Annotated in this window: 1 protein-coding gene; it reads right to left on the bottom strand. The window is 76.2% G+C overall.

All coding sequences use genetic code 11. The features are described from left to right. Positions 1-64 precede the first annotated feature (64 nt). Entirely contained in the window at positions 65-15,682 is a 15,618-nt protein-coding gene (locus tag ACSHWO_RS02930; protein WP_438309921.1) for a type I polyketide synthase, read from the bottom strand. Between the last annotated feature and the right edge of the window lie 30 nt (positions 15,683-15,712).

A 15,712-nucleotide genomic window follows, 5' to 3' on the forward strand; every position in this document is an offset into this window, starting at 1 on the left:
CGAAGTGGTCAGGGTCGTCAAGGTCGTCGGACGGGTCATCGCCGTCCCGTTCCGGTGGTGGTGGTCAGGACAGGCCGAGTTCGCCGTCGAGGAGGTCGAAGAGCTCGTCGGCCGTGGCGGCCTGGATGTCCCGCTCTTCGGCGGCGCTGTCCGGTGCACTGTGCGTGTCATTCCACTTCGCCAGGAGGTCTCGCAGCCGGGCGGTGATGCCCGCGCGTTCGGCGTCGTCGGGGGTGACCGCCGAGAGGAGGGATTCGAGCTTGTCGAGTTCCGTGTGGACGGAGGGGCGGCCGGGGCCGTCCTGGCCGATCCGCTCCCCGATGTACGCGGCGAGCGCCGACGGTGACGGGTAGTCGAAGATCAGCGTGACGGGCAGCCGCAGCCCGCAGGCGGCGGTGAGCCGGTTGCGGAGGTCGACCGCGGTCAGCGAGTCGAAGCCCAGGTCGAGGAAGCCGCGGGCGGCGTCGACGTCGTCGGCCGTGCCGTGGCCGAGAACCGCGGCGACCTGGCCGCGGACCAGCTCGTCCAGCGCCTGCTGCCGTTCTGCTGCCGGCAGGCCCGCCAGCCGCGCCGTGAGGGTGTCCACCGGTTCGGCGGCGGTCCGCGGGACGGCCCGGGTCGCGGGGGCGGCCGGCCGGCGTGCCGGGGTGCGGACGAGTCCGCGCAGCAGCGGCGGCAGGGTGCCGTCGGCGGCCTGGGCGCGTAGGACGGCCGGTTCGACGCGCATCGGGACGAGGACGGCGTCGTCCAGGGTGCGGGTGGTGTCGAAGAGGGCCAGGCCCTCCTCGGGGGTGAGCCCGGTGACACCGGCGCGCGCCATACGCGTCAGGTCGGCCTCGTCGAGGGCGCCGGCCATGCCGTCCGCGGTGGCCCACAGGCCCCAGGCGAGGGAGCTCGCGGCCAGACCGCGGGCGGCCCGGTGCTGGGCGAGGGCGTCCAGGAAGGCGTTGGCGGCGGCGTAGTTGCCCTGGCCGGGGGCGCCGAAGGAGCCGGCGACCGAGGAGAACAGCACGAACGCGGACAGCTGGTGGCCTTCGGTCAGCTCGTGCAGGTTCCAGGCCGCGTCGACCTTGGGCCGCAGGACCGTGTCGAGGCGTTGCGGGGTGAGCGAGTCGATGATGCCGTCGTCGAGGACGCCGGCCGTGTGGACGACCGCGGTCAGCGGCCGGTCGGCCGGTACGGCGGCCAGGACGGCCGCCAGGGCGTCCCGGTCGGCGGCGTCGCAGGCGGCCCAGGTGACCTCGGCGCCCAGGCCGGCCAGTTCGCGTGTCAGGTCCGCCGCGCCGGGTGCCGCGTCTCCGCGGCGGCTGAGCAGCAGCAGGTTCCGTACGCCGTGGGAGTCGGCGAGGTGGCGGGCGAAGAGCCTGCCGAGGGTGCCGGTGGCGCCGGTGAGGAGGACCGTGCCGGCGGTGTCGAGCTCGGGCAGGGCCGGGCGGGCCGGCTCCTGGCCGGCGTCGGTGCGGGCCGTGCGGCGCAGGCGGAAGGCGTACGCCTCGCCCGCACGCAGCGCGAACTGCGGTTCGTCGCCGGCGAGGGCTGCGGGCAGGGCGCCGAGGGAGGCGTCGGACCCGTCGGTGTCGGCGAGGACGAACCGGCCGGGGTTCTCCGACTGCGCCGACCGCACCAGCCCCCACACCGGGGCGTGGGCCAGGTCGGTGACGTGGTCGCCGGGTACGGCGGCCACGGTGCCGCGGGTGAGCAGGACCAGCCGGGAGGCGTCGAGCCGCTCCTCGGCCAGCCACTCCTGGACGAGGGCGAGGGCGTGGTGCGCGGCGGTCCGGGCGGCGGTGGCCCGGCCGTCGGCGGTGGTGGTGCCGGACAGCGGGACGATCACCACGTCCGGTGCGGGGGCGCCGGCGGCGAGCTGCTCGCGCAGCGCGGAGAGGTGCGGGTGGACGTCGAGCGGTTCACCGCCGATGCGGAAGTCCTCCCGGTCCGCGTCCAGGACGGCCCAGCGTTCGCCGGCCGGGACCGGGCCGGCGGTGAGCGGCAGCGTGGTCCATTCCACGCCGAACAGGGACTCGTGGTGGGCGGTCCGGTCGGCGCCGAGGCCGTCCGCGGAGACGGGGCGCAGGATCAGCGAGTCGACCGAGGCCACCGGGGCGCCGGTGGTGTCGGCGACGTCCAGGGCCAGGCCGCCGGACGCGCCGGCGGTGATCCGGACCCGCAGGCCGGCCGCGCCGGCCGCGTACAGCCGTACGCCGGTCCAGGCGAACGGCAGCCGGGCGCCGTCGGCGGTCTCGCCGTCGGTGCTGCCGGGGACGCCCAAGCCGATGGCCTGGAGGGCGGCGTCGAGGAGCGCCGGGTGCACGCCGTAGCCGGTGGCGTCGCTCCCGTAGGCCTCGTCGAGCGCGACCTCGGCGAACAGTTCGCCGTCGCGCCGCCAGGCGGCGCGCAGGCCCTGGAAAACGGGCCCGTAGCCGAGGCCGGCGGCGGCCGCGGCCGGGTAGAAGCCGTCGGTGGGGACCGGTTCGGCGCCGGCCGGCGGCCATGCGGCCAGGTCGGCGGTGCGCTGCGGTCCCGCAGGGGCGAGCACGCCGGTGGCGTGCCGGGTCCACGGCTCGTCCGCCGGGGCGTCGGCCGGCCGCGAGTGCAGGGCCAGGGTGCGGCGGCCCGTGTCGTCGGCGGCGTCGACGGCCAGCTGGAGCTGGACGGCGCCCTGGTCGGCGAGGGTGAGCGGGGCCTCGATGGCCAGCTCGTCGACGGTCTCGCAGCCGACCTCGGCACCGGCACGCAGGGCCAGTTCGACGAAGGCGGTGCCGGGCAGCACAACGGTGTCCATGACCGTGTGGTCGGCCAGCCACGGGTGGGTGGTCAGGGCCAGGCGTCCGGTGAGGACCAGGCCGTCGGAGGCGGGCAGCGGGACGGTGGCGCCGAGCAGCGGGTGGTCGGGCGTGTCGAGGCCGGCGGCCAGCACGTCCTCGACGGACACGCCCACGTCGAGCCAGTAGCGCTTGCGCTGGAAGGGGTACGTCGGCAGGTCGACGGGCCGGGCGCCGGTGCCGGCGAAGTACGCCGTCCAGTCGACGGCGACGCCGTGGACGTGGGCCCGGGCGAGGGCCGAGGCCAGGGCCTCGGACTCGGGGCGGTCCTTGCGCAGCACGGGTACGCAGGGGGCGGGCTCGGCGGTGTCGGCCAGGCAGTCCTGGGCGAGCGCGGACAGCGTGCCGTCGGGGCCGAGTTCGACGTACGCGGTCACGCCCGCGGCGTCCAGGGCTCGGATGCCGTCGAGGAAGCGGACGGCCTCGCGGACGTGCCGGACCCAGAAGTCGGCCGAGGCCATCTCGTCGGTGACGAGGGCGCCGGTGAGGAGGGAGACGACGGGGATGCGCGGGGTCGCGTAGGCCAGGCCCTCGGCGACCTTGCGGAAGTCGGCGAGCATGCCGTCCATGTGGGGCGAGTGGAAGGCGTGGCTGACGGGGAGCCGCTTGGTCTTGCGGCCCTGCGCCTCGAAGTGCGCGGCGATGGTGGCCGCCGCGTCCTCGTCGCCGGCGACGACGACCGACTGCGGGCCGTTGACCGCGGCGATGCTCACCCGGTCGGGGTCGGTCAGCAACGGCAGGACCTCGTCCTCGGCCGCCTGGACGGCGATCATCGCGCCGTCGGCCGGGAGGGCCTGCATCAGCCGGCCGCGGGCGCAGACCAGTTCGGCGGCGTCCTGGAGGGAGAGGACCCCCGCGGCGTGCGCGGCGGCGAGCTCGCCGATGGAGTGGCCGGCGAGGACGTCGGGCCGCACGCCCCAGCCGTCCAGCAGCCGGAACAGCGCCACCTCGACGGCGAACAGGGCGGGCTGGGTGTACTCGGTCCGGTCCAGCAAGGCGGCGTCGGTCCCGAACAGCACCTGCTTCAGCGGGAGTTCGAGGTGCCGGTCGAGCTCGGCGCACACCTCGTCCAGGGCGTCGGCGAAGGCGGGGTGGGCGTCGTACAGCTCACGCCCCGCGCCGAGGCGCTGGCTGCCCTGCCCGGTGAACAGGAAGGCCACCTGGTTCTCGCGGGCGGTGCCCCGGACCAGTCCGGCGGTGTCCTCGCCGCGGGCCAGTGCGTCCAGGGCCCGGAGCAGCCCGGCGCGGTCCGTGGCGACGAGTGCGGCGCGCTGCTCCAGGGCGGAGCGGCCGGCGGCCAGGGACAGGGCGAGGTCGGCGGTGCGCAGGCGCGTGTCGCCGTGCACGCTGGTGTGGAGGCGGCGGGCCTGGGCGCGCAGGGCGTCCTCGCCGCGGGCGGACAGGACCACGGGCAGGAACGGCGCCCGGTCGGCCGGCGCGGCCGGCTGCGGCTCGGCGGCCGGCTGCGGGGCCTCCTCGATGATGGCGTGGGCGTTGGTGCCGCTGATGCCGAAGGAGGAGACGCCCGCGCGGCGCGGACGGCCCGTCTCGGGCCAGGCCACCTGCTCGGTGAGCAGGGACACCGCGCCCGCCGACCAGTCGACGTGCGGGGTCGGCTCGTCCACGTGCAGGGTCTTCGGGACCACGCCGTGGCGCATCGCCATGACCATCTTGATGACGCCGGCGACACCGGCGGCGGCCTGGGTGTGTCCCAGGTTGGACTTCACCGAGCCGAGCAGCAGCGGCCGGTCGTCGCTGTGCTCGCGGCCGTAGGTGGCCAGGAGTGCCTGGGCCTCGATCGGGTCGCCGAGGGTGGTGCCCGTGCCGTGGGCCTCGACCACGTCGACCTCGGCGGCCGACAGCCGGGCACTGGCGAGGGCCTGCCGGATGACCCGCTGCTGGGAGGGTCCGTTGGGGGCGGTGAGGCCGTTGGAGGCGCCGTCCTGGTTGACGGCGGAGCCGCGGAGCACGGCCAGCACCTGGTGGCCGTTGCGGCGGGCGTCGGAGAGCCGCTCCAGCAGGAGCATGCCCGCGCCCTCGCCCCAGCCGGTGCCGTCGGCGGCCGCGGCGAAGGACTTGCAGCGGCCGTCGGCGGCGAGGCCGCGCTGGCGGCTGAACTCGATGAAGGTGCCCGGCGTGAACATCACGGTGACGCCGCCGGCCAGGGCCAGCGAGCACTCGCCGCCCCGCAGGGCCTGCGCGGCGAGGTGCAGGGCCACCAGCGAGGAGGAACAGGCGGTGTCGACGGTGACGGCCGGGCCCTCCAGGCCGAAGGTGTACGCGACGCGGCCGGAGACGATGCTGCTGGAGCTGCCGGTGCCGAGGTAGCCCTCGACGCCGTCGGGCACGGCGTGCAGGCGGGCGCCGTAGTCGTGGTACATGACGCCGGCGAAGACACCCGTACGGGTGCCGCGCACCGACGACGGGGCGATGCCGGCCCGTTCGAAGACCTCCCAGGTGGTCTCCAGCAGCAGCCGCTGCTGCGGGTCCATGGCGAGGGCCTCGCGCGGGGAGATCCCGAAGAACGCGGCGTCGAACTCGGCGGCGTCGTGCAGGAAGCCGCCCTCCCGGGCGTACGAGGTGCCCGGGTGCTCGGGGTCGGGGTGGTAGAGGGCCTCGGTGTCCCAGCCGCGGTTCTCGGGGAGGCGGGTGATGCCGTCCTCGCCGGCGGCCAGCAGCGCCCACAGGTCTTCGGGGGTGCGGACGTCACCGGGGTAGCGGCAGCTCATCGCGACGATGGCGATGGGCTCGTCGTCGGCCGCGGCCACCGTGCCCGACGGGGCCGCGGACCCGGCGGCCGTGCCCGGGCCCGTGCCGGGGTCCGTGTCGCCGATCAGCTCGGCACGCAGGTGGCGGGCCAGGACGGTCGGGTCCGGGTAGTCGAAGACGAGGGTGGCGGGCAGGCGCAGGGCGGTGGCCGCGTTCAGCCGGTTGCGGAGCTCCACGGCGGTGAGCGAGTCGAAGCCCAGCTCCTTGAACGCCCGCCCCGACTCGACGGCGGACGGCCCGGCGTGTCCGAGGACCGCGGCGACCTGCGTGCGCACCAGGTCCAGCAGAGCGCGGTCCTGTTCGGCGGCGGTCATGGCGGCCAGCCGGGCCCGCAGCTCCGGTTGGCCGCCGGCGGCGACGGCCGCGGCGTCCACGGAACGGCGCGCCACACCCCGGACGAGGCCGCGCAGCAGCGGGGCGATGGTGCCCGCGGCGGCCTGCGGGCGCAGGGCATCGGTGTCGACGCGCATCAGGGCCACGGCCGCGTCGTCGAGGCCGACGGCGGTGTCGAACAGCTCCAGGCCGTCGGCGGCCGTCAGCGGGGGCAGTCCGGCCCGGCGCATCCGGTTGACGTCGGCGGCGTCCAGGGAGCCCGCCATGCCGTCGGCGACGGACCACAGGCCCCAGGCGAGCGCTGCGGCCGGAAGGCCCCTCGCCCGGCGGTGCTGGGCGAGGGAGTCGAGGAAGGAGTTGGCCGCGGCGTAGTTGCCCTGGCCGGGTCCGCCGAACAGGCCGGAGGTGGAGGAGAACAGGACGAAGGCGGAGAGGTCGAGGTCCCGGGTCAGCTCGTGCAGGTTCCATGCCGCGTCCACCTTGGGGCGCAGCACCGCCGACAGCCGGTCGGGGGTCAGCGAGGAGAGGATGCCGTCGTCGAGGACACCGGCGGTGTGGACGACGCCGGTGAGGGGGTGCTCGGGCGGGATGCCGGCGAGGAGGGCGGCGAGGGCGTCCCGGTCGGCGGCGTCGCAGGCCGCCCAGGTGGCGGTGGCGCCCGAGGCGGCGAGCTCGGCGACGAGTTCGGCCGCACCGGGGGCGTCGGCGCCCCGCCGGCCGGCGAGCAGCAGGTGGCGTACCCCGTGGGTGGTGGCCAGGTGGCGGGCGATGATCCCGCCCAGGGCGCCGGTGGCGCCGGTGATCAGGACCGTGCCGTCCGGGCCGAAGGCCGGGGTGCGGTCGGTGTCGCTGCCGTCCTGGTCCGCCGTTTCGACCCGGGCGAGGCGCGGGACGAGGACGGTGCCGGAGCGCAGCGCGAACCGCTCCTCGTCGGAGCCGAGCGCGGCCCGCAGGGCGTCCGCGCCCCCGTTCTCGGCGTCGGTGTCGGCATCGGCGTCGATGTCGACGAGGGCGATACGGCCCGGGTTCTCGGTCTGCGCCGAGCGCAGCAGGCCCCAGACGGTGGCGGCGGCGAGGTCGGTCACGTCCTCGCCGGGTGCCGCGGCGACCGCGCCACGGGTGACGCACACCAGCCGGGCGGCGGCGAACCGCTCGTCGGCCAGCCACGCCTGGGCGAGGGCCAGGGCGTCGTGGGCCGCCGCGTGCACGGCCCCGGCGGTGAGGGGGGCCGGGGTCGGCGCGAGGACGTGGACGACCTCGTCGGGTACGGGTGCTCCCGCGTCGACCGCGGCGGCCAGGGCCGCCAGGTCGGCGTGGTGCTCGGCGTCCGCGGGGCGCGGTCCGTCGGCCCGGGGGTCCCCGAGGACGGCGTACCGGGCCGTGGCGGCCTGCTCCGGGGCGCCGGGGCCGGCGAGTTCGGTCCACTGCTGGCGGAACACGGAGTCGTGGTACGTGGCGCGGGCGGCGCGCAGCTGGTCGGCGGTGACCGGACGCAGGCCGAGCGACTCGACGAGCGCGACCGGGGCGCCGGCTGCGTCGGCGATCTCCAGGCGGACGCCCTCGGCGCCGGCCGGGGTGAGGCGGACGCGCAGGGCGGCGGCCCCGCCCGCGTACAGCGAGACCCCGCTCCAGGCGAAGGGCAGCCGGCCCTGGCCGTCGTCGGCGCCGATGCCGTCGAGGCCGATCGCGTGGAGGGCCGCGTCGAGCAGCGCGGGGTGCAGGCCGAACCGGCCGGCCTGGTCCTCGGTGCCCTCGGGCAGGCGGACCTCGGCGTACACGGCGCCGTCGAGCTGCCAGGCGGTGCGCAGACCGCGGAAGACGGGGCCGTAGGCGAAGCCGATGGTGTCGAGGGCCTCGTAGCGGCCGTCGAGCGGCAGCTCGGCGGCGCCGGCCGGGGGCCAGGAGGTCAGGTCGAAGGATGCGGCCGGGCGGGCGGTCTCGGCGAGGACACCGGCGGCGTGCCGCGTCCAGGGCTCCTCCGCGGCGAGGCCTTCGGCCCGGGAGTGCAGCGCGAACGGCCGGCGGCCGGCGCCGTCCGCGGCGCCCACCCGGACGCGCAGCTGGACGCCGCCGCGCTCGGGCAGCACCAGGGGTGCTTCGAGGGTGAGTTCCTCGAGGTGGTCGCAGCCGAGCTGGTCGCCTGCGCGGGTGGCGAGCTCGACGAAGGCGGTGCCGGGCAGCAGGACGCTGCCGAGGATGGCGTGGTCGGCCAGCCAGGGGTGGGTGGCGAGGGCGAGGCGCCCGGCGAAGACCATGCCGTCGGACTCGGGCAGGGCGACGCCGGCGGTGAGCAGCGGGTGGCCGGTGCCGTCCAGGCCCATCGCCTCGACGTCGCCGAGGTGGAGGGCGGAGGAGATCGCGGGCCAGTAGCGCTGCCGCTGGAAGGGGTAGGTGGGCAGGTCGACGCGCAGGGCGCCGGCGGCGGTGGCGGCGAAGAAGGCCTGCCAGTCGACGCGGACGCCGTGGGCGTGGGCCCGGGCGAGGGCGGTCACGAGGGCCTCGGCCTCGTCGCGGCCCTTGCGGAGGACGGGCACGAAGACGGCGTCCTCGGTGACGCAGTCCTGGGCGAGGGCGGACAGCACCCCGTCGGGGCCGAGTTCCACGTAGGCCCTCACACCGGCGGCTTCGAGGGCGCGGACGCCGTCCAGGAACCGCACGGCCTCGCGGACGTGCCGCACCCAGAACTCCGCCGACCCCATCTCGTCGGTGACGAGTGCGCCGGTCAGGTTCGACACGACCGGGATGCGGGGGGTCTCGTACGTGATCCCCTCGGCCACGCGCCGGAAGGCGTCGAGCATGCCGTCCATGTGCGGGGAGTGGAAGGCGTGGCTGACGGTGAGCCGCTTGGTCTTGCGGCCCTGCGCCTCGAAGTGCGCGGCGACCGCGAGGGCCGCGTCCTCGTCACCGGCGACGACCACCGACTGCGGTCCGTTGACCGCGGCGACGGACACCCGGTCGGCGTCGGTCAGCAGCGGCAGGACCTCGTCCTCGGCCGCCTGGACCGCGATCATCACGCCGCCGGCGGGCAGGGCCTGCATCAGCCGGCCGCGGGCCGCGACCAGCGTGCACGCGTCGTCGAGGGAGAACACCCCGGCGACGTGGGCGGCGGCGATCTCGCCGATGGAGTGACCGGCCACGAAGTCCGGCTTCACACCCCAGGACTCGACCAGCCGGAACAGGGCCACCTCGATGGCGAAGAGCGCCGGCTGGGTGTAGTCCGTCCGGTCCAGCAGGGCGGTGTCCGTCCCGAACAGGACGTCCTTCAGAGGCAGTTCGAGGTGGGCGTCCATGCGGGCGCAGATGGCGTCGAGGGCGTCCGCGAACACCGGGTGGGCTTCGTACAGCTCGCGGCCCGTGCCGGGGCGCTGGCTGCCCTGCCCGGTGAACAGGAAGGCGGTCCTGCCGGCGGTCGGCGTGCCCTCGACGAGGGCGGCGGCCGAGCCGCCCTCCGCCAGGGTCTGGAGCGCGGCGAGCAGCGAGGCCCGGTCGGCGGCCACCGCGGCGGCCCGGTGCTCGAAGGCGGAGCGGCCGGCGGCCAGGGAGAAGCCGAGGTCGGCGGGGCGCAGTTCGGGGTGCCGGAGGGCGTAGGCGTGCAGGCCGCGGGCCTGGTCGCGCAGGGCGTCCCGGGTCCGGGCCGACAGGATCCACGGCAGGGGTGCGTCCGGGCGGGCGGCGGGCTCGGCCGGGGTCTCGCCCGCCGGCTCGGCTTCCGGGGCCTGCTCGACGATGGTGTGGGCGTTGGTGCCGCTGATGCCGAAGGAGGAGATGCCGGCCCGGCGCGGGCGTCCGGTCTCGGGCCATGCGGTGGCCTCGGTCAGCAGGGCGACGTCGCCCGCGGTCCAGTCGACGTGCGGGGTGGGCTCGTCCACGTGCAGGGTCGGCGGGAGGACGCCGTGCTGCATGGCGAGGACCATCTTCATCACGCCGGCGACACCCGCCGCGGCCTGGGTGTGGCCGAGGTTCGACTTGATGGAGCCGAGCAGGAGGGGCTGTCCCTGGGGGCGTTCCTGGCCGTAGGTTGCGAGCAGTGCCTGGGCCTCGATGGGGTCGCCGAGCCGCGTGCCGGTGCCGTGGGCCTCGACGGCGTCCACCTCGGTGGCGGACAGGCCGGCTCCGGCCAGGGCCTGCCGGATGACGCGCTGCTGGGAGGGGCCGTTGGGGGCGGTCAGGCCGTTGCTGGCGCCGTCCTGGTTGACGGCCGAGCCGCGGACCAGGGCGAGGACCGGATGGCCGTTGCGGCGGGCGTCGGACAGCCGCTCGACGAGCAGGATGCCGAGGCCCTCGCCCCAGCCGGTGCCGTCGGCGGCGGCCGCGAAGGCCTTGATCCGGCCGTCGGCGGCCAGGCCGCGCTGGCGGCTGAAGTCGATGAAGGAGGCGGGCGTGGACATGACGGTCACACCGCCGGCCAGGGCCATGGTGCACTCGCCGGCCCGCAGGGCCTGGATCGCCCAGTGCAGGGCGACCAGGGAGGAGGAGCAGGCGGTGTCGACGGTGACGGCCGGGCCCTCCAGGCCGAGGACGTAGCTGACGCGTCCGGAGACGACGCTCGCCGCGTTGCCGGTGCCGAGGAACCCCTCGGTGCCGTCCGGTGCGGCGAGGATGACGTCCAGGTAGTCCTGGCCGTTGGTGCCGGTGAACACGCCGATCCGCTCGCCGCGTACGGCGGCGGGGTCGATGCCGGCCCGTTCGAGGACCTCCCACGAGGTCTCCAGCAGCAGGCGCTGCTGCGGGTCCATGGCGAGTGCCTCGCGCGGGGAGATCCCGAAGAACGCGGGGTCGAACTCGGTGGCGTCGGCGAGGAAGCCGCCCTCGCGGACGTAGGTGGTGTTCTCGGTCAGGGACTCCGGGTCGTACAGGCCCTCCAGGTCCCAGCCGCGGTCGGCGGGGAAGCCGGAGATCGCGTCGCGACCGTTGACGAGGAGCTCCCACAGCTGCTCGGGGGTGTCCACGCCGCCTGGGAAGCGGCAGCTCATGGCGACGATGGCGATGGGGTCGTCGTCGGTGGCGGTGCCCGTGGCGGCGGCCGCGGCGGTGGCGCCGTCGGCGGGGTGCGCGTCGCCGAGGAGTTCGCCCTGGAGGAAGGCGGCCAGGGCGAGGGAGTTGGGGTAGTCGAAGATGAGGGTGGCGGGCAGGCGCAGGCCGGTGCGGGCGGTGAGGAGGTTGCGGATCTCGACCGCGGTGAGGGAGTCGAAGCCGAGGTCGCGGAAGGCGATGGCGGGGTCGACGGAGGCCGGGCCCGGGTAGCCGAGGACGGCGGCGATCTGGGTGCGGACGAACTCCAGGGCGAGGGCGTCGCGTTCGCCGGCCGGGGCCTGGGCCAGCTGCCGGGCGAGGGAGTCGGCGGCCTGGCCGGCGGTGGCGCTGGCGGCGGTGTCGGCCGCGGCGAGCGCCCGGACGGCCTCGGGGAGGTCGGCGATCAGCGGGCAGGGTCGTACGGCGGTGAGGCCGGGCGCCAGCCGGTCCCAGTCGATGTCGGCGACGACGGAGGCCGTCTCGTCGAGGGTGAGGGCCGTGTGCAGGGCCGACAGGGCGAGGTCGGGGGCGAGCGCCGGGAGTCCGGCGGCACGCAGTCGGTCTGCGACGAGCTCGTCGGTGGCCATGCCGCCCTCGGCCCAGGCACCCCAGGACAGCACGGTGGCGGGCAGGCCGTCGGCGCGGCGCTGCTCGGCGAGGGCGTCCAGCAGGGCGTTGGCGGCGGCGTAGTTGGCCTGTCCGGCGGCGCCGAAGGCGGCGGCGACGGAGGAGAAGAGGACGAACGCGGAGAGGTCCAGGTCGCGGGTCAGCTCGTGCAGGACGCCGGCGGCGTGGGCCTTGGGGCGCAGGACGTCGGCCAGGCGGCGCGGGGTCTGCGCGTCGAGGACGCCGTCGTCGAGGACGCCGGCGGCGTGGACGACGGTGGTGAGCGGCAGGTCGGCCGGGATGCCGGCGAGCAGCTCGGCGACGGCGTCGCGGTCGGCGACGTCGCAGGCCGCGACGGTGACCCGGGCGCCCAGGTCGCGCAGTTCGGCGGCGAGTGCGGCCGCGCCGTCGGCCTCGGGGCCGCGCCGGCTGACGAGCAGGAGGTGCTCGGCGCCGTTGCGGACGAGCCAGCGGGCCACGTGCCCGCCGAGGGCGCCGGTGCCGCCGGTGACCAGGGCGGTGCCGGAGGTGGTCCACTCGCCGGCGGGGGTCTGCTCGTGGCCGGCGCGGACCAGTCGGCGGACGAAGACGCCGGTGGAGCGGACGGCGAGGTGGTCCTCTCCGCCGAGGCCGGCCAGGACGTCGGTGAGGCGGGCCGCGGACCGCTCGTCGGGGGTCGGGGGCAGGTCGACGAGGCCGCCCCAGCGGGCGGGGAGTTCGAGGGCGGCGGTGCGGCCGAAACCCCAGACGGCGGCCTGCGCGGGTCCGGTGAGCCGGTCGGAGCGGCCGGTGGCCACCGCCCCCTGGGTGGCGGCCCACAGCGGGGCGTCCACGTCGGCGTCGCCGAGGGCCTGGACGAGGGCGAGGGTGGCGGCGAGGCCGGCGGTCAGGGCCGGGTCCTCGGGGTGCGGCTGCTCGTCGAGGGCGAGCAGGGAGAGCACTCCGGCGGGCGCGTCCGTCCCGGCGAGGGTCTCGGCGATCCGGTGGGCGAGGGCGGCCCGGTCGTCGGCCGTCGTGTCGACGGTCAGGGTGCTGACGGTGGTGCCGCGGGCGGTCAGGGCCTCGGCGGCGGCGACGGCCCAGGGGGCGTCGGTGTGGCCGGCGGGGACGGCGAGGAGCCAGTGGCCGGCCAGGGGGGCGGGTTCGGTGCCGGTGAGCGGCTTCCAGGCGATCCGGTAGCGCCAGCCGCCGACGGTGTCGCGGTCGCGGTGGCGGCGGTGCCAGGCGGAGAGCGCGGGCAGCACGCTGCTGAGCGGCTCGTCGCCGGCGACGCCGAGGGTGTCGGCGAGCGCGGCCAGGTCCTCGCTGTCGACGACCTCCCAGAACCGGGCGTCGGTGGCGCCGAGTGCGTGGCCGTCGGCGGGCTCGGTGAAGTCCGTGAACGGGTCCCGGGGCCAGTACGGCTCGCGCTGGAAGGCGTACGTCGGCAGCTCGACGCGGCGGGTGCCGGTGCCGGCGAAGCGGGCGGCCCAGTCGGGGGAGAGCCCGCGGACGTGGGCGCCGGCCACGGCGGCGGTCAGCGACCGGGCCTCGGAGCGGTCGGCGCGCAGGGCGGGCAGGAAGGCGGCGGCGCGGGGGCCGGTGGCGGTCTGGCAGTCCTGGCCGAGGGCGGAGAGGACGCCGCCGGGGCCGAGTTCGACGTAGGCGGTGACGCCGCGGCTCTCCAGCCAGCGGACGGCGTCGAGGAAGCGGACCGCCTCGCGGACGTGCCGCACCCAGAAGTCGGCCGTGGCCATGTCGCCGCCGGCGAGGGCGCCGGTCAGGCAGGACACGACGGGGATGCGCGGGGTGTCGTACGCGATCCCCTCGGCCACCTGCCGGAAGGCGTCGAGCATGCCGTCCATGTGCGGCGAGTGGAAGGCGTGGCTGACGGTGAGCCGCTTGGTCTTGCGGCCCTGCGCGTCGAAGTGCGCGGCGACGGCCGCGGCCGCGTCCTCGTCGCCGGCGACGACCACCGACCGGGGGCCGTTGACGGCGGCGATGCCGACGCGGTCGGTGAGCAGCGGCAGGACCTCGTCCTCCGCGGCCTCGACGGCGATCATCACGCCGCCGGCCGGGAGGGCCTGCATCAGCCGGCCGCGGGCGGCGACCAGGGTGCACGCGTCGTCGAGGGAGAACACACCGGCCACGTGGGCGGCGGCGATCTCGCCGATGGAGTGGCCGGCCAGGAAGTCCGGCTTCAGACCCCACGACTCGACCAGCCGGAAGAGTGCGACCTCGACGGCGAACAGCGCGGGCTGGGTGTGGCCGGTGCGGTCGAGCAGTTCCGCGTCGGTCCCGAACAGCACGTCCTTCAGGGGCAGTTCGAGGAGCGGGTCGATGCGCTCGCAGACCGCGTCCAGGGCGGCCGCGAACACCGGCTGGGTGTCGTACAGTTCGCGGCCCATGCCGAGGCGCTGGCTGCCCTGGCCGGTGAACAGGAACGCCAGCTTGCCCTCGGTGGCGGCCCCTTCGACGACGTCGGCCGACGGGCGGCCCTCGGCGAGTGCGGCGAGGCCGGCCAGCAGTCCGTCGCGGTCCTCGGCGACGACCGCGGCGCGGCGGTCGAGAGCGGCCCGGGTGAGTGCCTGTGCGTGGGCGACGTCGTCGAGGCGGAGGCCGGGGCGGTCGGTGAGGTGGGCGTGGAGGGCGGCCGCCTGGGCGCGCAGCGCGGCCTCGGTCTTGCCGGACAGGACGACCGGCACGACCGACGGCGCGGCGGCGGCCGTGCCGTCGCCGGCCGGCTGGTCCTCCGCCTGCCGGTCCGCGGCGGCCTCGTCGCCGCTCTCCAGGATGACGTGGGCGTTGGTGCCGCTCATACCGAACGACGAGACGCCGATCCGGCGGGGCCCGTCGTGCCGCGGCCAGGCCCGCGCCTCGGTGAGCAGGGACACCTCGCCCGCCGACCAGTCGACGTGCGGGGTGGGCTCGGACACGTGCAGCGTGCGCGGGAGCAGCCCGTGCCGCATGGCCATGACGCTCTTGATGACGCCGGCGACGCCGGCGGCGGCCTGGGCGTGGCCGATGTTGGTCTTGAGCGAGCCCAGCCAGAGCGGGCGGCCGTGGGGCCGGTCCTGGCCGTACGTGGCGATGATCGCCTGGGCTTCGATGGGGTCGCCGAGGCCGGTTCCCGTGCCGTGTGCCTCGACGGCGTCGACCTGGTCGGGGGTGAGGCGGGCGTTGGACAGCGCCTGGAGGATGACGCGCTGCTGGGAGGGCCCGTTGGGGGCGGTCAGGCCGTTGGAGGCGCCGTCCTGGTTGACGGCGGTGCCTCGGATGACGGCGAGGACGTGGTGGCCCTTGCGGCGGGCGTCGGAGAGCCGCTCGACGAGGAGGACGCCGACGCCTTCGGCGAGGCTGAAGCCGTCGGCGTCCGGCGAGAACGCCTTGCAGCGGCCGTCGACGGCGAGGCCGCGCTGCTTGCTGTAGTCGATGAACGTGCCGGGCGCCGCCATCAGGGTGGCGCCGCCGGCGAGGGCGAGCGAGCACTCGCCGTTGCGCAGGGCCTGCACGGCCAGGTGCAGGGCGACGAGCGAGGAGGAGCAGGCGGTGTCGACGGTGACGGCCGGGCCTTCGAGGCCGAAGGTGTACGACAGGCGGCCCGAGGCGACGCTCGCCGCGTTGCCGGTGCCGAGGTAGCCCTCCACGTTCTCGGAGGAACTCAGCAGCGCCGTCAGGTAGTCGTGGCTGCTGGTGCCGACGAACACGCCGACCTGCTTGCCGCGCATCGACGTCGGGTCGATGCCGGCGCGCTCGAAGGCCTCCCAGGAGGTCTCCAGCAGGAGGCGCTGCTGCGGGTCCATGGCGAGGGCCTCGCGCGGCGAGATCCCGAAGAGCGACGGGTCGAAGCGGGCGATGTCCCGGACGAAGCCGCCCTGGTCGGCGTAGCTGGTGCCGGGGTTCTCGGGGTCCGGGTGGTAGACGGTGTCCATGTCCCAGCCGCGCTCGGCGGGGAAACCGGTGATGGCGTCGACCTCGTCGACGACCAGCTGCCACAGCTGTTCGGGCGAGGCAGCGCCTCCGGGGTAGCGGCAGCCCATGCCGACGATGGCGACGGGGTCCTGGTTCTTCGCCTCGACGTCGCGGAGCCGTTGACGCGTCTGGTGCAGATCCGCTGTGACCAGCTTCAGGTAGTCCCGCAGCGTTTGTTCGTTCGCCATGTAACGCAACCACCCAATTTGCAGCAGACG

The organism is Streptomyces pallidus (ex Mingjun et al. 2026), from assembly GCF_051550185.1.
Lineage (GTDB): Bacteria > Actinomycetota > Actinomycetes > Streptomycetales > Streptomycetaceae > Streptomyces.

Coding starts and splice junctions, on each gene's coding strand:
- ACSHWO_RS02930 (WP_438309921.1), bottom strand. CDS start 15,682: ATGGCGAACGAACAAACGCTGCGGGACTACCTGAAGCTGGTCACAGCG.